The organism is Lysinibacillus sphaericus (assembly GCF_015844675.1).
Lineage (GTDB): Bacteria > Bacillota > Bacilli > Bacillales_A > Planococcaceae > Lysinibacillus > Lysinibacillus sphaericus_E.
This window is the reverse complement of the sequence record NZ_LDGC01000062.1, coordinates 72969-93041: the sequence shown is the minus strand read 5'-3', so window position 1 is coordinate 93041 and position 20073 is coordinate 72969. Positions and strand designations below refer to the sequence as shown.

At 37.2% G+C, this 20073-nt stretch carries 17 protein-coding genes; 16 read left to right on the top strand and 1 reads right to left on the bottom strand.

The genetic code is table 11. From position 1 onward, the window contains the following. The first annotated feature begins 388 nt into the window (after positions 1-388). Positions 389-2107 carry an HD-GYP domain-containing protein gene (locus ABE34_RS15560; protein ID WP_197143432.1) on the top strand — a complete coding sequence of 573 codons (1719 nt, stop codon included), beginning with the start codon at positions 389-391 and terminating at the stop codon, positions 2105-2107. Positions 2108-2326: 219 nt separating this feature from the next. Here ABE34_RS15560 and ABE34_RS15555 read toward each other — a convergent pair whose 3' ends face one another. Then, a complete protein-coding gene (locus tag ABE34_RS15555; RefSeq protein ID WP_079563879.1) occupies positions 2327-3712 on the bottom strand; it encodes a glycine--tRNA ligase in 1386 nt (461 codons plus the stop codon). 456 nt (positions 3713-4168) lie between these two features. Here ABE34_RS15555 and ABE34_RS15550 point away from each other — a divergent pair, with 456 nt between their 5' ends. From ABE34_RS15550 to ABE34_RS15475, 15 genes are all read left to right on the top strand, one after another. Continuing rightward, positions 4169-4801 (top strand): helix-turn-helix transcriptional regulator, encoded by a 633-nt coding sequence (locus tag ABE34_RS15550; RefSeq protein ID WP_079563877.1) that lies wholly within the window; start codon positions 4169-4171, stop codon positions 4799-4801. Between the two features lie 22 nt (positions 4802-4823). Then, a complete protein-coding gene (locus tag ABE34_RS15545; protein WP_197143413.1) occupies positions 4824-5636 on the top strand; it encodes a pyruvate, water dikinase regulatory protein in 813 nt (270 codons plus the stop codon). Between the two features lie 207 nt (positions 5637-5843). Then, the gene (gene dnaG / locus ABE34_RS15540) at positions 5844-7676 is read left to right on the top strand and encodes a DNA primase (protein WP_197143431.1); all 1833 of its coding nucleotides are present in this window, start codon (positions 5844-5846) and stop codon (positions 7674-7676) included. A 32-nt stretch (positions 7677-7708) separates the two neighbouring features. Next, on the top strand, positions 7709-8836 hold the full coding sequence (gene rpoD / locus ABE34_RS15535) for an RNA polymerase sigma factor RpoD (RefSeq protein WP_079563872.1): 1128 nt from the start codon (positions 7709-7711) through the stop codon (positions 8834-8836). 250 nt (positions 8837-9086) lie between these two features. Then, a complete protein-coding gene (locus ABE34_RS15530; protein ID WP_197143412.1) occupies positions 9087-9650 on the top strand; it encodes a hypothetical protein in 564 nt (187 codons plus the stop codon). 796 nt (positions 9651-10446) lie between these two features. Further along, on the top strand, positions 10447-10797 hold the full coding sequence (locus ABE34_RS15525) for a c-type cytochrome (protein WP_197143411.1): 351 nt from the start codon (positions 10447-10449) through the stop codon (positions 10795-10797). Between the two features lie 171 nt (positions 10798-10968). Continuing rightward, a complete protein-coding gene (locus ABE34_RS15520) occupies positions 10969-11661 on the top strand; it encodes a tRNA (adenine(22)-N(1))-methyltransferase (protein ID WP_197143410.1) in 693 nt (230 codons plus the stop codon). A 1-nt stretch (position 11662) separates the two neighbouring features. Further along, a complete protein-coding gene (locus tag ABE34_RS15515; protein ID WP_197143409.1) occupies positions 11663-12784 on the top strand; it encodes a Nif3-like dinuclear metal center hexameric protein in 1122 nt (373 codons plus the stop codon). Between the two features lie 15 nt (positions 12785-12799). Next, a complete protein-coding gene (locus tag ABE34_RS15510; RefSeq protein WP_197143408.1) occupies positions 12800-13024 on the top strand; it encodes a hypothetical protein in 225 nt (74 codons plus the stop codon). Between the two features lie 861 nt (positions 13025-13885). Continuing rightward, positions 13886-14134 carry a DUF2164 domain-containing protein gene (locus ABE34_RS15500; protein WP_197143406.1) on the top strand — a complete coding sequence of 83 codons (249 nt, stop codon included), beginning with the start codon at positions 13886-13888 and terminating at the stop codon, positions 14132-14134. Between the two features lie 213 nt (positions 14135-14347). Next, entirely contained in the window at positions 14348-14884 is a 537-nt protein-coding gene (locus tag ABE34_RS15495; RefSeq protein WP_197143405.1) for an NADPH-dependent FMN reductase, read from the top strand. 432 nt (positions 14885-15316) lie between these two features. Continuing rightward, positions 15317-15862 (top strand): helix-turn-helix domain-containing protein, encoded by a 546-nt coding sequence (locus ABE34_RS15490; protein WP_197143404.1) that lies wholly within the window; start codon positions 15317-15319, stop codon positions 15860-15862. 30 nt (positions 15863-15892) lie between these two features. Next, complete coding sequence (locus ABE34_RS15485) at positions 15893-17935, top strand: hydantoinase/oxoprolinase family protein (RefSeq protein WP_197143403.1); 2043 nt, start codon at positions 15893-15895, stop codon at positions 17933-17935. After that, positions 17935-19674, top strand: a complete 1740-nt coding sequence (locus ABE34_RS15480; protein WP_197143402.1) for a hydantoinase B/oxoprolinase family protein — start codon at positions 17935-17937, stop codon at positions 19672-19674. The genes ABE34_RS15485 and ABE34_RS15480 overlap by 1 nt, the downstream gene beginning before the upstream one ends. Before the next feature lie 16 nt (positions 19675-19690). Further along, entirely contained in the window at positions 19691-20008 is a 318-nt protein-coding gene (locus tag ABE34_RS15475; protein ID WP_197143401.1) for a cupin domain-containing protein, read from the top strand. Positions 20009-20073 lie beyond the last annotated feature (65 nt).

Below are 20073 nucleotides of genomic sequence, written 5' to 3'. Positions count from 1 at the left end.
TGATATAGATGATGATCTTTAACTTCTTACAGTAAATATTCACTGTAGCGAAAGTTACACATGTGAAAGAAGTTAAAGCCTCCCGCAGATGTCATGGAATCGGTAAGGAGTTAGCGTTGGATGTTAGCCTAAAACCATCTCATCCGTGTGATAACAGCTAATGGGCCTGCAAAAAGCCATGCCGTGGCATTACCGAACCGACATCGTGTTGGTCTTCATATTGCTGCTGTCGCCTTGCTTTCGCACAAAAAACATTTGCAGGCCTAAATAAAAAGCCAATTCCGAACCAATTATGCCGAGGTATAATTGACGAACAACGAACAACGCAGTCTTACGGGAGAAGGAGGGAGTCACATAATGCTTAAGCATTGCGTATGTGGCAGAAATTATGCTAAGAAAAGTGACGTTAAGTATTGATGAAGTTGAAGCGGATGATATTTTAGCTGAAGATATTTTTTCTGATTATCGTTTATTAGCTAAAAAAGATCTTGTTTTAACAGAACGAATTATTGCATTACTTAAACTTAGAAAAGTTGACGAATTATCTGTTTATTTACCGACTAATTCAGTCCGAATTGTTCATGATTTGAGTGTTCAACGTTCAAAGGATTACGAGGATGTATTTGCACCGCTAATGGATAAAAATGATGATGTAGATGAGTATAAAGAAACAGTAAGTCAGCTTTTTATGACTACATTAGAGAATGTTGTGCATGAATTACGCTATGGCCAAGTTTTAAAAAGCATCCAAGATACCGCTTATGTACGAGGTGTTTTTGAAAAAATTTTAGAAAAGAAACATCGCTATGAATTACTCATGCGATTAAAAGAATGGGATGAATATTCTTTTGTTCATTCATTTGATGTTTTCGTTTTAGGTACAATCTTTGCTCGAGAATTAGGTTTAATGGATATTGAAACGCTAGCAAGAGGCTATTTATTCCACGATATTGGGAAAGTATGTATTCCGCAAGAAATATTAAATTTAAAACGAAAATTATCGGAAGATGAGTTTGATATTGTCAAAACTCATACGACTAAAGGTTATGAGCTACTCATCGAAAATGGAGAAGAGGATATTGCCTATTTAGCACGTGATCATCATGAACGCTTTGCTGGTAAAGGTTATCCGAATCAGCTTTGTGAGGATGATATGTGTGAGGGAGTTCAAATACTGCAGATTATTGATGTTTATTCAGCGATGACATCAAAGCGAGTATATCATTCGGGATATGCTGCAACAGATGCATTAGCTGTTTTATATCGTGATCGACATTTATATAACGAAAAATTTATGCATAAATTTGTTGAGTGCTTAGGAATTTATCCTGTCAACTCAGTCGTTCAATTATCAGATAATCGAAGTGCACAAGTAGAACTTGTCTATGATTTATTCCCGACATTGCCTAAAGTTAAGTTATTAGATGAGCAAAAGTCTATGATTTTGCCTTTGAATTATAGTGTGAAAATTTCGAAAATTATAGATTATCGTACTAACAGCTTTGAAGAGATTTTTAACTTATTTGTAGAACAATTAATTCGCTGTGATGAAAATAGCTTAAGAGTTTACTTTAAAAAATTAATAGATCATTTACATCCTAAAGAAATTGTTTTAAAAATATTTTTACCTGCTTTTCGAATTCTACGTTTATTAACAAGAGAAATCCAAACGGATATGACGAAGTATAGAAATTCTATTGATATTCTAAAAAAATTATTAGAAGAGCAAATAAATATATTGTATATGGATTACCAGCATGAAAAAACAACTGTAGTAGTTGTGGAAACTGAACTTCGTGAAAATTTCTTTATAAAACTTGTGCAAAGTATTTTATACATTGACAAAATTGTTCCGTTTTTTATTAATCCAGATGATGACCAACGTATTTCGCAATTGATGGAACATTGTAACGTAAATGTTGCTTACTTTATTGAGGATAAACTAACAATCGATAAGAGGGTTCGACCAATGCGAGAAGGAACATTCCTTTATTATACGCTTGTAGATATCGAGGAAATTTTAATAAGCTTAGTAGGTATGAGTATGAAAAGGTTTTCATTTGAGGAGAAGATGCAAGAGCGCTTGTTTTCATCAATTAAGATCTGACAAAAGAATGAAATGTGTATCCATTAAATAAAGGTTGATTTTCACTCCGAGTGGGCAATTTCTGCGGGCTTGGCCTCTACTTTCCAGATGCTTTCAGTGCAAGTCTCTTGCTGGAGTCCGAGGAAAATCACTGGTTCTTCACCATTTGTGCGAGTAGTCATTTTTCCGCAGAAAAAAGGAGTCGCTTAAAATGCGACTCCCTTTTTATATCTTATGAATTTAGAATTGAAGATGTTTTTCAATATATGCTTTAACATCTGTAATTGGCATACGAACTTGAGACATTGAGTCGCGGTGACGTACTGTAACTTGACCATCCTCTTTTGAGTCAAAGTCGTAAGTGATACAGAATGGTGTACCAATTTCATCTTGACGACGGTAACGTTTACCGATTGATTGTGACTCGTCAAAGTCAACTGGGAATGATTTACGAAGCTCTGCCCAAACATCAGTAGCTTCATCAGAAAGCTTTTTAGAAAGTGGTAGGACCGCAGCTTTAAATGGCGCTAGAGCAGGGTGGAAGCGTAAAACTGTACGTTTATCGTCGCCTTCAAGCTCTTCCTCGTCATAAGCATCGCAAAGGAATGCTAATGTCACACGGTCTGCACCTAAAGATGGCTCGATGCAATATGGTACATAACGTTCGTTTGATACTGGATCGATGTAAGTGAAATCTTCACCAGAATGCTCCATATGCTGTTTTAAATCGTAATCTGTACGATCCGCTACGCCCCAAAGCTCGCCCCAGCCAAATGGAAATTTGAATTCGATATCAGTTGTAGCATTCGAGTAGTGAGATAATTCGTCTTCTTCATGATCACGAAGGCGCATAGACTCTTCCTTCATGCCTAAATTTAATAACCAATTTTTACAAAACTCTTTCCAGTATGCGTGCCATTCAAGATCTTCGCCTGGTTTACAGAAAAATTCAAGTTCCATTTGTTCAAATTCACGTGTACGGAAAGTGAAGTTACCTGGCGTAATTTCGTTACGGAAAGACTTACCGATTTGTGCAATACCGAATGGTGTACGTTTACGCATAGAACGTTGTACATTTTTAAAGTTCACGAAAATACCTTGTGCTGTTTCTGGGCGTAAATAAATTTCGTTAGTAGAAGATTCTGTTACACCTTGGAATGTTTTAAACATTAAATTAAATTGACGAATATCTGTAAAATCAGCTTTACCGCAATCCGGGCAAACTACGTCATATTTAACCATTGTTTCTTTCATTTGATCAAATGTCATACCATCGACAATGATTTCATCGCCTTTAGCTAGCGCAGCATCCTCGATGATTTTGTCAGCACGATGACGTGCTTTACATGCCTTACAATCGATCATTGGATCATTAAAGTTACCAACGTGACCAGAAGCAACCCAAGCTTTTGGATTCATTAAAATTGCAGCATCGATCCCAACGTTGTGCTCTGATTCTTGGACAAATTTTTGCCACCATGCTTTTTTTACATTGTTTTTTAATTCAACACCTAGTGGACCGTAATCCCAAGTGTTTGCTAAGCCTCCGTAGATTTCAGAACCTGGGAAGACAAAGCCGCGATGCTTCGCTAATGATACAATTGTTTCCATTGATTTGTTAGCCATAAAAATAGCCTCCTTTATAGTTTTCAAAGAGTGAACTTTGATTTTGTTTTAGCGTACTTATACAATTGATAAATTCGCTAAATATTTTTAATTTAGGTAGGACTAAATTAAAAATAGCACCCGTCTCCGGGCACAATAAATGCCCAGGGACGAGTGCTAAAACCCGCGGTTCCACCCTGATTGTTTTAAACGAATTGTTTAAAACCTCTTTTCGAAAAGTTAGCTCAAGGAGTGCCTTTTCTCTGTTACTGTGTAGACTTTCACCATCTTCTACTCGCTTTAAAATGGAACAGATACTTTTTTCCCGTCATCGCCTATATAACGCAAATCACTCGAAAATACATCGAGAGCAAGCGTATGTGTCAATATTGTAGCATGTAGTTCTTTTCTTCGCAATAATTATTAAAATAGTATATAATAATTGAGCATAAGTATAACACTATTAGATTTGAGGCGGTGAGTCCAATCGAACTCAATAAACGTCAGGAAGACATTTTACAAATTGTGAAAGAAAACGGCCCTATCACAGGCGAACATATTGCAGAACGTCTCAATCTGACAAGAGCAACTTTAAGACCAGATTTAGCAATACTCACAATGGCGGGCTTTTTAGATGCTAGACCTCGTGTTGGCTATTTCTATTCAGGTAAAAAAACGTCCGTTACATTGACGGATAGTATTAACAATTTAAAGGTGAAAGATTTTCATTCAGGACCTGTTGTTGTACCAGAAACAATGACTGTTTATGATGCGATTTGCTTCATGTTTTCTGAGGATGTTGGTACACTATTTGTCGTAGATAAGAATGAATTTTTGACAGGGGTACTTTCTCGTAAGGATTTACTACGTACAAGTATTGGCACGCAGGATTTAAACAAAATTCCTGTACATATAATTATGACACGCATGCCAAATATATCGTACTGTGAAAGATCAGATTCTTTAGTCGTCGCAGCGAATAAACTAATTGATCGAGAAGTTGATTCGCTACCAGTAGTTGAGCCACAAGAAGGTGGATTGACGATTGTTGGACGTCTAACAAAAACGACGATTACACGAGCTTTCTTATCACTTGCACAAAATGACTAAATAGTTGAAGGAGAGCAGTAATATGAAAAGACTACGCGTTTTTGTTATATCTGATTCAGTCGGTGAAACTGGTGACCAAGTAGCGAAAGCGGTTATTAGTCAGTTTCGACCTGGTTTGGAAAACACGATAATTCGGCGTTTTCCTCATATACAATCAGAGGAGCTCATTCGTAAAATTGTATGCCTCGCAGCGAAACAGAAGGCATTTATTGTATATACACTAGTTCGACAGGAGATGCGATCGTTATTATGTGAACTGTGTGAGCAAGAAAATGTATATGCTGTCGATATTTTAGGGCCTGCTTTAAAAACAATGGCAACCTTTGTAGAAGAATTCCCATTAGAGGCTCCAGGAATTGTTCACCAGCTAGATGATGATTATTTTAAAAAAATAGAGGCTATTGAATTTGCAGTAAAATATGATGATGGTAGAGATCCACGTGGTCTTTTACAGGCTGATATCGTGCTAGTTGGTGTTTCCCGTACCTCTAAAACACCGCTATCACAATATTTAGCACATAAACGCTATAAGGTGGCGAACGTACCCTTAGTACCAGAAGTGGAGCCACCTGAAGAACTTTTAAAAATTGATCCGAAAAAATGTTTTGGTTTAATTATTTCTCCTGATAAATTAAACTCAATTCGAAAAGAGAGATTGATGTCTCTAGGATTGAATGATGATGCTATCTATGCGCAGCATAATCGAATATTAGATGAAATCCAGCATTTTGAAAAAATTGTCTCAAAAATTGGTTGTAAAGTGATTGATGTGACAAACAAAGCTGTTGAAGAAACAGCAAACGTCATTATTGAGCATATTTTAAACTGTAAATAAGAAACGAATGATGATAAACCACCTCGGTTATAAGAGGCGGTTTTTTTGAGTCGGGTTTGAAAATAGTATAGATAAAAACTAATTTATGTTTTATAATAATAAAATTGTGGTAAAAATATTTATTAAGAGAAAAATCCTATTTTTTTGTCGAGAAATAAAGGATTTTTAAATCGGATAGCGAATTGTGTTTTAGAACGTAATTTAAAGATGGTGATGGATGTGGCAGGGAAGATTCCTGAAGAAGTGATTGAACAGATTCGCACACAATCGGATATTATTGATGTCATAAGCGAATACATGCAGCTTACTAAGCGTGGGCGAAATTGGTTTGGACTCTGTCCTTTTCATGGAGAACAAACGCCATCTTTTTCTGTGTCATCAGACAAACAAATTTTTCATTGCTTCGGTTGTGGTGCGGGTGGTAATGCTGTTACTTTTGTCATGGATATAGAAGGTATTTCTTTTCCTGACGCTGTTGTGAAACTTGGTGAACGTATTGGCATACATTTAGATGTTGGGCCAAGTTTACCAGAAGTAACGAAAAAGGTATCTAAAGCAGAAGAAAGGATGAAAGAAGCACACGCTTTTGCAGCAGATTTTTTTCATCATTTACTGTTAAATACGGAAGATGGTGAAGAACCTTTAAATTATTTGCTAGAAAGAGGATTTACAAGGGAACTTATAGAATCTAATAGCATTGGATGGTCTCTTCCAAGCTTTGATGCATTAACGATATTGCTTGAAAGAAAAGGTTATAACTTACAAGAAATCGCGGAAAGCGGTTTAGTGATTAAGCGTGAAGGGGAAGAGCGCTATTTTGATCGTTTTAGAGGGCGTATTATGTTTCCCATCCGTGATGAGAACGGTAAGATTATAGCATTCTCAGGACGAATTCTTACGTCTACTGGTGAAGAGGCAAAATATTTAAATAGTCCAGAATCACCGATTTTTCAAAAGAGTGAAGTGCTATATAACCTAGATAAAGCACGAACCTCCATTAGAAAAAATCGTCAAGTAGTATTGATGGAAGGGTTTATGGATGTTTTAGCAGCAACTTCTGTTGGTGTAACGAATGCTGTAGCAACAATGGGCACTTCGCTTACGAATCAGCATATCACAAAGCTAAAGCGCTTAGTAGAGCAGGTTACGGTTTGCTATGACGGTGATAATGCAGGTTTTGATGCGGCAAAAAGAGCGGCACAGTTACTTCAAGTAGAACGTATGAAAGTCAATATTGCGGTGTTACCAGATAAGCTAGATCCCGATGAATACATTCGTAGTTTAGGTGGACAAGCATTTAAAGAACAAATTTTGGAAAACCCTCATGCGTATATTGCTTTTATGATGATGCATGCTAGACGAAATAAGAACTTTCAGTTTGAAAATGATACGCTTCAATATATTCAAGAAGTTCTTGAGCAATTGGTAGGTAGATCGTCACCAGTTGAACGAGATTTGTATATAAGGCAGCTATCGAATGAGACAAATATCTCGGAAGAAGCGATTTATGCTCAATTCCGAAAGCTAGAGGCAAATCAGGTGCGTTCTACAAAAGTAGAAATGCCCGTTCAGGCGCCTTCGATGCCGGTCACTCAGCAACATAAGCCTATGGACGCAGCAGAACGTGCAGAACGTTTATTACTGGCTCATATGCTTCATAATATAGATGTAGTGGACAGGGTATTACGTAGTGAACAAAAAGAACCGTTTGTACGAGATGCCTATTTGGCTGTTTTTGTTCGCTTAGTAGGATTTTATGAGGAATATGGTCATCCTGATTATCAGCGTTTTGTTGAAATATTAGATGACTCTGAATTACGCAAGATAGTAATGGAAGCGGCTTTAACGGAACGGGATCCCGACCAAGCAGAGGCAGAGGTCACAGACTCAATACGTCAGCTGCAAAAATATAGAATTGAGCAAGAAATTCAACAAAAGATGCATGAGTCAAAGGAAGCGGAGAAGATGCACGAGTATGCGCGTGCACTTGAAATCGCCCAACAGATTATTCATTTAAGAAAATCGTTATCGGCGATTTAACCCGATTCGGTTGTTTAGAAGGAGGAAGGTTTATGGCGGACAAGTCAGAACGTTCAAAAGAGGTAGAAGTAGAAATTACATTAGATGAAGCAAAAAAGCTACTACAAGAAAAAGCAAAAACAGAAGGTGAAATTTCAATGAAAGAAATTTCAGAGAAACTTGCGCCTTATGAATTGGAGAACGAAGAAATTTTCCACTTTGCTGAGGATCTTGAAAAGGCAAAAGACATTCAAATCATTGGAAAAGAAGAGTTTGAAGAAGAAAGCTTAATGAAAGAAGAAGCAAACGAAGAGACTTTCGATTTAAATGATTTGAGTGTACCACCGGGTGTTAAAATAAATGACCCTGTACGTATGTATTTAAAAGAAATTGGTCGAGTTGATTTACTTTCTGCCGAGCAAGAAATCGCTCTAGCTGAGCGTATTGAGCAAGGTGATGAAGAAGCACGTAAACGTCTAGCGGAAGCAAACTTACGTCTTGTTGTATCGATTGCAAAACGATATGTTGGCCGTGGAATGCTATTCCTTGATTTAATTCAAGAGGGGAATATGGGGCTTATCAAGGCTGTTGAGAAGTTTGACTACCGTAAAGGCTTTAAATTTTCTACTTATGCAACATGGTGGATCCGTCAAGCAATTACACGTGCTATTGCGGACCAAGCACGTACAATTCGTATTCCAGTGCATATGGTCGAAACAATTAATAAATTAATTCGAGTACAACGCCAATTACTACAAGACTTAGGTCGCGAACCATCTCCAGAAGAAATTGGGGAAGAAATGGATTTAACACCTGAAAAAGTACGTGAAATTTTAAAAATTGCGCAAGAACCAGTATCTCTTGAAACACCAATTGGAGAAGAAGATGATTCACATTTAGGAGACTTTATTGAGGATTCTGAAGCTCAATCTCCATCTGACCATGCAGCTTATGAATTATTAAAAGAGCAATTAGAGGATGTGTTAGATACATTAACTGACCGTGAAGAAAATGTACTTCGCTTACGTTTCGGTCTAGATGATGGTCGCACACGTACGTTAGAAGAGGTAGGAAAAGTATTTGGTGTAACACGTGAACGTATTCGCCAAATTGAGGCTAAGGCACTTAGAAAGCTACGCCACCCTTCTCGTAGCAAACGTTTAAAAGATTTCTTAGAATAAGGTTATATAGGCTAGGGCTATCTAATTAGTGATGACTAATTGGATAGCTCTTTTTATGCTACTATTGAATCAGGAGAATACGCGTATAAACAAAGTCTATCAAAAGAAAATATTGTTTCGAAAATGTTTATATCATGTACTAGAATGTGACAAACTAAATATTTTTGCTACTTTATATAGATGTGCTGTGCAATGTTTTGAGATAAAATTGGAATAACAACCATATAAAGCAATGTTTGGAGCAAAAATTATGACAAATCCTCGAAAAAAAATAATCTTGAATGAGATTTTGTTTTGGAAGCAAAATAAGCTATTACCAGAACATTACTGTGACTTTTTAGCCGCTCTTTATGCAGAGGGGGAAAATTTAGAGGAGTTAGAACCAGTACATCATAAACAAGCTATTTTGCCTTCTGAAAAGAGAAAGCTGCTACTTGTAATTGCAGGTATATGTATTGCGATGATTACTCTGCTAACTTTTTATTTTACAATACCATCTTTCATGATCATATTAACGGTTGTTGTTGGAATAGCTGCTGTAGCGTTATTACTGACGGCATTTCGAATGGCACGAAAAAATGATTTATTAGCGCCTGTTTTCCATTTGCTAGCCGCTGTTTTATTGTTCAGTATGTCTATTCGAATTTACACTACATATTTTAACGGAAATAATATCGCATTGTTTTGCTTGATTGCAGCGAACTGTGGGGTTTGGCTTTGGTCAGGTTTGAAAATGAAGCTACTTTATTTCACGGTCTCAGGTGTCCTAGGGTTCCTAGCACTGATTAGCTATTATATCATAAACTTATTATAAGAACTCATTTTGTAAATTAGTTCGCCGACAAATGACAAGGATCTGTATGCTTTTATAAAGCTTACAGATTCTTTTTGTATCAAAATGTAATCTCGAAATTTAGCCCATGTAAATTGCTGAAGAACAAAAACAATGACCTGAGTATTTTGTTACTGATATTGGATAAAGTATTAGTGGTTAATTACCGGAAGTTGCGGCTGACTTTTATATAAGTCGATTTTCGTTACGACTGGGCGACTCCTCGGGGATCAGCGATATAGAGAAACGAAGGCTAAAATCATCACGTCCGGTGATAACACCTCGTGACCAACATCCTATTGGCCCGATACCCGGGTGCGAGCCTGCGAGTGAAGCGGCTCATCGGACGCCCCCAGGAAAGCGCCCAGTCGAAACGGAAATCAACCATATCTTATGGTGATGAGACATGATAATAAGTATTACTATGGCTTATACTATTAGCAAATATCAATAAGTTATTTTAATTTTCTTGGTATATGAATGCGTAAATAGAGGAAAGATAACAACGTGTAAAGAATCTAAGTTAAACTTCTTCAAGCCGATTATAGAAGCAAATTTGGAAAGGCATAATTGATTGCTAAAAAGATAATAGATAGTCCAAATATTGGCGATTTCAAGACATATTTTATCCAATAGATACAGAAATGTCGAATTTGTTACAAACAAAGGAAAACTTAGCGAATGGTCTTTTCGTTTCACGGTTAATGAAGTACAATATTAGATGTTGACTGATTCTATATTATAATAGAAGTAGATTTACAATGAGGAGGGGAAACATATGAAAAACAATCCAGTCGTTCCTTACATCTTAATTCTTGCATTTGGTGTTGGTCTTATTTTCTTCATGTCTTTAACAGGTGCAGATAACAAAAAAGAAATTGCTGCTGAAAAAGAGGGCGGTGGCGAGAAGACAGAAGCTACTGATGACGGCTCAGCTTTAGTACAATCTTGTATTGGCTGTCACGCTGCTGACTTAACTGGTTCTGTAGGTCCAAACTTACATGGGTTAGATGAGGCTCGTATCGTAGACGTTTTAACTAACGGTATCGAAGGTACACCAATGACACCTGGAATGAAAACTGAAGCGGAAGCAAAAGAAATCGCTAAGTACATTTCAACTCTAAAATAATTTCAAGATGTAGCTGTACTGAAAGCGTTTAATCGTAATTGGTGCAGCTACAATTTATTTATCTTCAGTATTAATGGAGTTGCTCAAAATTTTTGAGACAACTCCATTTGTTTTTTTTCTCGACATCATACATACTAAGAATGAACACTATTGAAGACAGGCGGTAAAAAAATGAATGCACAAAAATTATCAAAACGATTAGAAACAGTAGCAAGCTTTGTTCCCTCAGGCGCAGTTGTAGCTGATATTGGGAGCGACCATGCATATTTACCATGCTACTTAATTCATAAAGGTATTGCTTCTTATGCAGTAGCAGGAGAAGTTGTGAAAGGGCCATTTGAATCAGCAGTAGGACAAGTGCAAAAAGAAGGCTTAACAGAAAAAATTACAGTCCGACTTGCGAATGGTTTAGCGGCAGTGGAAGAAACGGACCATGTTGATACTGTTACTATTGCTGGAATGGGCGGTCCTTTGATTGTCTCCATTTTAGAGAAGCATCCTGAAAAATTAAATGGGGTAACAAGGCTTATTTTGCAGCCAAATATTCATGCTAAAGTGATTCGCGAATGGGCATTAGCACATAATTGGGCAATCCAGGACGAAGAGATTTTAGAAGAAGACGAAAAAATTTATGAAATTCTTGTATTGCAAAGAAGCACAATGACGTTAACGGAACCGGAAATTATATTTGGTCCGAGATTAATGCAACGGAAATCACCAGCATTTGTTAAAAAATGGACGCGTGAAAAAGAAAATTGGCAGCGTGTATTACAGTCTATTGAAGGGGCAGATCAAACACCTGAAATTGAAGAAAAACGTGCAGAGTTAGAGGCTCTACTCAATTTAGTGGAAGGGGTTCTGTGAGATGAAAACAGTAAACGGTCAGGAAATTATTCAATTGTTTGAATCATGGTCGCCTAAAAAGCTAGCCTGTATGGAAAATGACCCTATTGGTCTTGCAATCGGCACTTTAAACAAACCTGTAAGTAAAGTATTAGTCACGTTAGATGTGAATGAAGAAGTAGCCGATGAGGCTATTGCTCAAGGATGCGAACTAATCATTGCACATCATCCACCGATTTTTAGACGACTTTCGAATATTCGTACTGACAATCCAGCTGGGCGTTTATATGAGAAGCTTATTAAAAATGATATTGCTGTTTATGCAGCACATACGAATCTAGATGTAGCTGAAGGTGGTGTTAACGATTTACTAGCAGATGCTCTCCAGCTTGAAAACCGTTTTATTCTCGAAGAAACATATGCGGAAAATATGTTGAAGCTGGCTGTTTTTATACCGACTGCAAATGCCACTGATTTACGTGAGGCATTAGCAAAGGCTGGAGCAGGTCGTATTGGAGATTATGAAGCGTGTAGTTATACTACAATGGGGGAAGGGCGCTTCCGTCCATTAGATGGTGCAAATCCTCATGTAGGTGCTATCGGTGAATTACATGTTGAAGAAGAAGTAAAGATAGAAGTAGTATTTCCGGAATCCGTAAAAAATCGTGTGTTAAAGGCAATGTTAAATGCACATCCATATGAAGAACCTGCATATGACCTCATTCGTCTAGACCAGCAAACAAATGTAATGGGCTTAGGGCGAGTTGGTTATTTACCACAAGAAATGACTCTTCACGAATTCACACAATTTGTCAAGAAACAGTTAGACGTACCTGCTGTACGAGTTGTTGGCGATTTACAGTCGAAAGTAAAAAAAGTTGCGCTTGTCGGAGGCGACGGCAATAAATATATCTATTCTGCGAAACGCGCTGGGGCAGATGTATTTTTAACAGGAGATATGTATTTCCATACTGCCCAGGACGCTCAAGCAATTGGTCTGCAAGTCGTAGACCCAGGTCATCATGTGGAAAAGGTGATGATTGCCGGTGTAGCTAAAAAGATGGCAAGAATGTGTGAGGATAAAAAATATTCTGTGGAATTTGTACAATCTACTATTCATACAGAACCGTTTTTATTCGTGTAAGAGAGGGGAATATCTGTGACGAATGAAAGACCTGCTGGCAATAAAGGCGGCAAGTTATGGATCATGATCGGTTTGCTAATTGCTGTGTTTGGGGTAGGCATGACATTTATGACAAATACGATGAATGCAAAAAAAATTGATGCGATGACCGAGCAATGTGAAAAAGATGGCGGCGAAGCCATCGTCTCAAAAGAAAAGAAGTTTCTATCAACAAACTATTCATTTAAATGTAACCAGTAATAATAAAAAGGCTGAATTATAGTATGTAATATAATTCAGCCTTTTTATGTTGAAAACAAAATGCTTAAGGAAATCTTTGTGAGGGTAATTTCCGTTCCAGGCTACTCGCTTTGTCGCTGACGCTTCGCTTTCGCGCAGAGCAAGGCTTCCTGCGGTCGGGCGTCGAGCCACTTCCTCCGCTAAAGGAACGAAGGCTAAGTGCGTCACGTCCTGTGGCAACGACTTCGTGACCAACATCGTGTTGGGCTCAAGGTCTCGCTTTCCCACGGGAGCCGAGTAGCCTTCCACTCCAATCAGCAATAACGTATAACTTTTATCAATTTTATTCATTTCACCAGGGAACACTATTGCTACTCACCATGATCAAACAGAAAAGTCTTATAATAATGACGCAATTGTAAACCTATTATTGCTAACGTTTAGATTTTGCACAAAGATGCCGTCGCTGCTTCGTTGTATTATTTTAAATTAGAATAACATGCTAATAGATACATGCTGTGTGAAGTGGTTGATTGGAGTGGAGGCTGGGCGACTCCTCGGGGATTAGCGTCATAGATGAGACCCTGGAGCGAGCAACGCGAGTGAAGCGGCTCATCGGACGCCCCCAGGAAGCTCTGCTCTGTGCGAAAGCGTAGTGCTAACGTAGCGGCAGCAACAAAGCGCCCAGCCGGAACGGAAATCAACTCCTTGTTTTGCCGAAGAGCCGAACATAATTTATTGTGAAACTTTAATTTAATTTGCAAAATATGTAATACTAAGACTGAATTACAGTATTTAATATAATTCAGTCTTTTTATGTTTGGATTAATTTTAGAGTGATATGAAAGGGAGTATTAATTGCAATGAGAGGAGAGTTTTGGATTGTTTATTCGATTAACAAAAGAACAACAAGAAACAATAATAGCTGATATTCAACGATTTTTCTACAATCATCGAGATGAGGATATTTCTGAATTTGAAGCAGAGAGAGTATTTGATTTTATAAAGGAAAATATTGCACCGCATATTTATAATGCAGCTATATCGGATACAAAATATGTTGTAGAAAGACAATATGCATCGATTGAGGATGAACTTGCAGCATTAGAAAGACCTATTAAATTAAAATAATTTAATTCGAATGAAATAATTGGCAATTTTTATAAATATATGATATTTTTATCTTGGATTAAAGATAATTTAGTTCAAAATAAAAATGGTTTAATTAACTATATGTGTATTGAATAAAGAAATGGATTTCTGTATAACATGGCTAAGAGAACTGTTTTTAATGTAAGTGAATGATTCGGCCACAATTTAAGGGATGAATGAAGGAGGAGTCATATGTTGAAAATTGGGGTTATTTTAGGGAGTACTCGTGAAGGGCGTTTAAGCCCACAAGTTGGTGAATGGGTAAAGGCAGTAGCAGAAAAGCGTCGTGATGCGGAATATGAAATAATTGATATCGCTAACTTTAAATTACCATTGCTAGGTGAGCCAGGAGGAAATACTTCTGGAGTAGCTGAGTGGTCACAAAGTGTTGCTGCATGTGATGGGTTTGTTTTTATCGTTGGAGAATATAACCATTCCATTACCGGTGCACTAAAAAATGCCTTAGACTACTTACGCGTGGAATGGAATAATAAGGCCGCAGGTATTGTTTCTTACGGTTCTGTCGGTGGTGCAAGAGCGGCTGAACATTTACGTGGAATTCTTGGTGAATTATTAGTAGCAGATGTTCGCGTGCATCCCGCTCTATCCTTATTTACTGACTTCGAAAACGGCTCGGTCTTTAAACCGAAGGATGTTCAAGCAGATTCAGTAAATCAAATGTTAGATCAGCTTGTTCCTTGGGCAACAGCATTAAAAACGATTCGATAGGGATCTTTAGCAGTATGTACAGTAAAAAGTACATATTGCTTTTTTTATTTGACTCGTTTTGATTGTTGTTTTTTCAAATTTATTAATGCTCCTTTTTTCGTAATTCCGTCCTTTTATAAACTAAGATTTACTTATGTTTCTTTCGTTATATATCACCATGTTACAAATATTCCTAAAAATTTTGTTGTGCTATCATTTTTCTTAATGGTATCGTTGTTATTTTTTATGTGGGGCATAATTATTACTAGCTGGAGATTTTTAAAGGGTATTAAAAGTTTTTATATTCACAGATTAAGAGAAATATCTAATTTCATCGAAAAATGTAGATCGAAAATCTGAATTATCTTTCTATTCGGAAAATAATATGGTATTATTAAAAAAATTTCACTGATACTTTAAAAATTACAGTGTAATTAAAAAAGAGGTGGCCATTTGGAAGAAATACATCAAATCATAAAAAAAACGAGAATAGAGCAAGGCATGACGCTAAAAAACTTAAGCGAAAAGACTAATCTATCGATTAGCTTTCTGTCACAAATTGAAAGAGGTTCATCATCATTGGCTATTACTTCTTTAAAAAAAATAGCCGATGCTTTCTCAGTACCTATCACTTATTTTTTTGAATCGGTTTCAAATAATACATATGTTGTGAAGGAGGAGGATCGCAAACCTTTTAAACTAGAAGGATCTTCAGTAGAGTATACGCGTCTCAATGGTAATTTTAGTGGTAGAAATCTTGAGCCGTTACTAGTAAAACTTGCTCCGGGTCAGATAGAAATAAATCAAGAATCAATTCACCCCGGTGAGGAATTCTATTATGTCCTAAAAGGTGCAGTACTTTTTAAGGTAGGTGGACAGGAATATTTTCTTCGAGAGGGTGAGACGATTCATTATCCTTCTGAAGTACCACATTCATGGGAAAATCCTTTGAATGAAGAAAGTGTTGTCTTATCTGTTTTAACGCCAGTAATTTTCTAAAAAATTAATAAGGAAGGTTGGGTGTATGAAATGAGAGTTGCAACAGATATCGGGGGTACATTTACTGATTTAGTATATGTGGATGGGCAGGGGAACTTTGGCTATGAGAAAAGTAATACAACGCCGCCATATTTTGAACAGGGAGTCATAGATGTCATTCAAAAAAGCGGTGTTAATCAAACACAGTTAGAAATGTTTGTCCATGGAACTACAGTAATCATTAATGCATTGACAGAGCGTAAGGGAGCTAAAACTGGGTTAATTACAACAAAAGGTTTTAGAGATGTATTAGAAATTGCACGAGGAAATCGGCCAGATTTGTTTAATGTCAAGTACCAAAAACCCCAACCGTTCGTAGAGCGTTATTTACGTAGAGAAGTTACTGAAAGACTTAATTATAAAGGACAAGTATTAGAAGAGATAAATGTTACTGAGCTTGAAGAAATCGTGGACTATTTTAAGAAAGAACAGGTAGAGGCGATTGCCGTCTCCTTTTTACATTCTTACGTTAACAATGAACATGAAAAAGCGGCCGTGCAAAAAATTAAGGAATTATGGCCAGAGATACAAGTAACTGCTTCAAGTGAGATTACACAAGAATGGCGTGAATATGAACGAACAAATACGGCAGTATTAAATGCTTATGTGCAGCCAACTGCTACAACATATATTGATCGTCTTGAGCGAAAATTACAGGAAACAGTGAATATTGAACAAAGCTATATTATGCAATCAAATGGGGGAACAACAAAGTTTGATAATGCAAAGCGTTCCCCAATAAACATGGTGGAGTCCGGCCCAGTTGCTGGTATTTTAGGTGCAGCTGTACTTGGTGAAATATTAGATGAAAAAAATATTATTGCTTTTGATATAGGGGGGACTACAGCGAAGTGCTCTTTAATTGAAAATGGCGAAGTGAAGGTTTCAACAGATTATTATATTGAGAAAGATAATCGCCATGCAGGCTATCCAATTAAAACACCTGTTGTTGATATTGTAGAGATTGGTAATGGTGGGGGCTCTATTGCTTGGATAGATAGTGCAGGATCTTTAAAAGTAGGGCCACAATCTGCAGGCGCTTGTCCTGGCCCAGTTGCCTATGGGCAAGGTGGAACAGAACCAACAACAACCGATGCCAATTTATTAACAGGTAGATTGACGCCGAAAAATTTTGAATTCAATGTCAATCTCGACAATGTTAAAAATGTAATTGAGAATAATATAGGGAATCAGTTTAACATGTCTGCTGAAGAAGCTGCACTCGGCATAATTCGTATTGCAAATTCTAATATGCTAAATGCACTAAAGTTAATCTCAATTCGGAAAGGTCATAATCCTCAAGATTTTACAATGATTGCTTTTGGTGGAGGTGGTTCGATGCATGCACCTGCTTTAGCACTTGAGTTAGGTGTTAAAAAAGTCATTATTCCTATTGCATCACCTGTATTTTCTGCATGGGGAATGCTTATGACAGATTTACGTCACGATTATATACAAACATATATTAAACGAATGCATGAACTTGATTTAGCTGAAATGAATAAAGTATGGGCGGAAATTGAAAGCAATGCTATTCAACATTTTGAAGCTGAGAGCATGAGTAGGGACAATGTGTTTTTCCAACGTTTTGCAGACATGCGCTATTTGGGCCAAGAACATACCGTTAAAGTGCCTGTAGATGGTGGTCAATGGAATCAAGCAACAATTGACGAAGCAATAGCAGATTTTAATCATTTACACGAGAAAAATTTTTCGTTTAAATTGCCGGACGCAGAGACGGAAATTGTCAATATCCATGTGACAGCTTTTGGTAAGGTTCACAAGCCGAAGCTGAAAACTATAAATCGTCAAAGTAGCTTACAAGATGCTTTGCTAGAACAACGTAATGTTTATTATGAGCAGGATGGTTGGGTGAAAACAAATATTTATGATCGCGAGTTACTGCCGATAGAAGTAAAGATAAAAGGTCCAGTTATCGTAGAAGAAAAAGCTGCCGCTACTGTGATTTATAAAAGTCAGTCGCTCTATGTAGACGCTTATGGAAACATCGTTATTGAAAAGGAGGAAATATAATGTTTACATTGAACACGCAAATGGATCCTTTTACGTTAGAAATTGTGAAAGATGCTCTGTTATCTGCTGGAGATGAGATGTTCGTTGCTTTGGCTCGAACTTCTATGAGCCCTATAATCTATGAGGTTTTAGACTATGCAAGTGGCTTAACAGATGCAGAAGGTAATTTGCTAACACAGGGTAATGGTGTTACAGGTTTCATTGGTATGCTGACTTTTATGGTTAAGGAAACGTTGAAAAAATATCCAGGCGATAAATTAAAGGAAGGGGATATTATTATTATCAATGATCCTTATCAAGGAGGGGGTTCCCATTTGTCAGATGTCGGACTCGTTATGCCGATCTTTTATAAAGGGACATTGATTGCTTTTTCTGCAAATAAGGCCCATTGGACAGAAGTTGGAGGTAAGGATCCAGGTTCGTTTACCAATGACTCAGTAGATATTTTCCAAGAAGGGCTTCAGTTTTCGTGCATAAAACTCTATAACCAAGGTAAATTAAACGAGGCAATTGTCGAGATTATTCGTTCAAATGTGCGATTCCCAGACCTATCGCTAGGAGATATGTTTGCCCAAGTTGCTGCTCTTAGAACAGGTGAAAAACGCGTCAATGAATTATGTGATAAACATTCAGTAGAAACTATTTTAGCAGCGATTGACTATCATTTGGCACACGGAGAATTGATGTCCAAGCAAGAGCTCGTGAAGCTTCCAAAGGGTGAATTTTATGCTGAGGATTTTATCGATACTGATGGCATTGGAAATGGACCATTTCCCATTAAAGTTAAGGTAACCATTACAGATGATGAATTTATTTGTGATTTTAGTGGAAGCTCGCCGCAAGTACCAGGTCCAGTCAATTGTTCTTATACTGGATTAGTATCAGCGGTACGTGCCATCTTTTTAGCTATTACAAATCCAGCTCAAGATGTAAATGATGGTGTATTTAAGCCATTAAAAATTATCGTTGCTCCACAATCAATTATGTCTGCCGAAAGACCAGTGCCTGTTTCCAATTACTTTGAAACATTGCTTGGCAGCTTAGATTTAGTATGGAAAGCGTTAGCTCCACACATTCCTAGTCGATTAACAGCTGGTCAATTTTTATCGGTTTGTGCAGTGACATTAAGCGGAACACACCATGATACAGGAGATCCATTCTTAATTGTTGAACCATCTGTAGGTGGATGGGGTGGTGGAAATGATGCAGATGGTGCATCTGGTCAATTCTGCTTTTCAGATGGTGAAACTTACAATGTACCAATAGAAGTAGCAGAAACACGCTATGGCGTATTAATTGATGAATATAGTTTAAGAGAGGATAGAAATGGAGCAGGTGCTGGAGAATATATTGGTGGTAAAGGGGTTATTCGTTCCTATAGAGCAATGACAGATAATCAAGCAGTGACTGTAACATTTGGGCGGAATAAATTTTTACCATGGGGGATTGATAATGGCAATTATGGTTCACCGAATGAGTTTTACATTAAAAAAGCATCTGGTGAAATTGATGGTCCATATGGTGTGTACCCAAGATATAAATTAAATAAGAACGATGTAGTTCAATTAATAACTGGCACTGGTGGAGGCTATGGAAATCCGCGTAATCGCCCAGCTGCACAAGTAGCGCACGATGTTAAAAATGGCTACTTTTCGAAGGAAGAAGCGGAAACATTCTTTTTTGTTCGAGTAGATGAAACGGACTATAGTTACGAGGAACTGCCAAAACGAAAAGCGTAGTAAAAGGAGAAATGCCATGATAATTAAAGAGATTATACAAGAAGATGTTGTTCAACAAAATTTATTTCAAGATCAGTATAAAGAAAGTGAAATTAAGTTTGGCTTCGTCAAAATAAAACCTGGTGAACGATTGCCTTTATCGGGTACTACATCACATATAGAAAATGAGTACTCCTTTATTATGAGAGGTTCTCTAACAGGAGAATCTGGAGGAAAAAACTATCGAATTTCTCAAGGAGAGGCATCTTTTATTCCAGCTGGAGAAGCACATTGGTGTATGAATGATAGTGAAGAAATAGTGGAGCTTGTTTATGCATTATTAGATATTAAATAGATTGAATATTCTGTTTTTATCGAGAGAACCTAACATACTAAAATAATATCATTGGATAAAGTAAG

What these genes read in the sequence shown, in the direction of transcription:
- ABE34_RS15560 (WP_197143432.1), top strand. Translation starts at nt 389, where the DNA reads ATGCTAAGAAAAGTGACGTTAAGTATTGATGAAGTTGAAGCGGATGAT.
- ABE34_RS15555 (WP_079563879.1), bottom strand. Translation starts at nt 3,712, where the DNA reads ATGGCTAACAAATCAATGGAAACAATTGTATCATTAGCGAAGCATCGC.
- ABE34_RS15545 (WP_197143413.1), top strand. Translation starts at nt 4,824, where the DNA reads ATGAAAAGACTACGCGTTTTTGTTATATCTGATTCAGTCGGTGAAACT.
- dnaG (WP_197143431.1), top strand. Translation starts at nt 5,844, where the DNA reads ATGGTGATGGATGTGGCAGGGAAGATTCCTGAAGAAGTGATTGAACAG.
- rpoD (WP_079563872.1), top strand. Translation starts at nt 7,709, where the DNA reads ATGGCGGACAAGTCAGAACGTTCAAAAGAGGTAGAAGTAGAAATTACA.
- ABE34_RS15530 (WP_197143412.1), top strand. Translation starts at nt 9,087, where the DNA reads ATGACAAATCCTCGAAAAAAAATAATCTTGAATGAGATTTTGTTTTGG.
- ABE34_RS15525 (WP_197143411.1), top strand. Translation starts at nt 10,447, where the DNA reads ATGAAAAACAATCCAGTCGTTCCTTACATCTTAATTCTTGCATTTGGT.
- ABE34_RS15520 (WP_197143410.1), top strand. Translation starts at nt 10,969, where the DNA reads ATGAATGCACAAAAATTATCAAAACGATTAGAAACAGTAGCAAGCTTT.
- ABE34_RS15515 (WP_197143409.1), top strand. Translation starts at nt 11,663, where the DNA reads ATGAAAACAGTAAACGGTCAGGAAATTATTCAATTGTTTGAATCATGG.
- ABE34_RS15495 (WP_197143405.1), top strand. Translation starts at nt 14,348, where the DNA reads ATGTTGAAAATTGGGGTTATTTTAGGGAGTACTCGTGAAGGGCGTTTA.
- ABE34_RS15485 (WP_197143403.1), top strand. Translation starts at nt 15,893, where the DNA reads ATGAGAGTTGCAACAGATATCGGGGGTACATTTACTGATTTAGTATAT.
- ABE34_RS15480 (WP_197143402.1), top strand. Translation starts at nt 17,935, where the DNA reads ATGTTTACATTGAACACGCAAATGGATCCTTTTACGTTAGAAATTGTG.
- ABE34_RS15475 (WP_197143401.1), top strand. Translation starts at nt 19,691, where the DNA reads ATGATAATTAAAGAGATTATACAAGAAGATGTTGTTCAACAAAATTTA.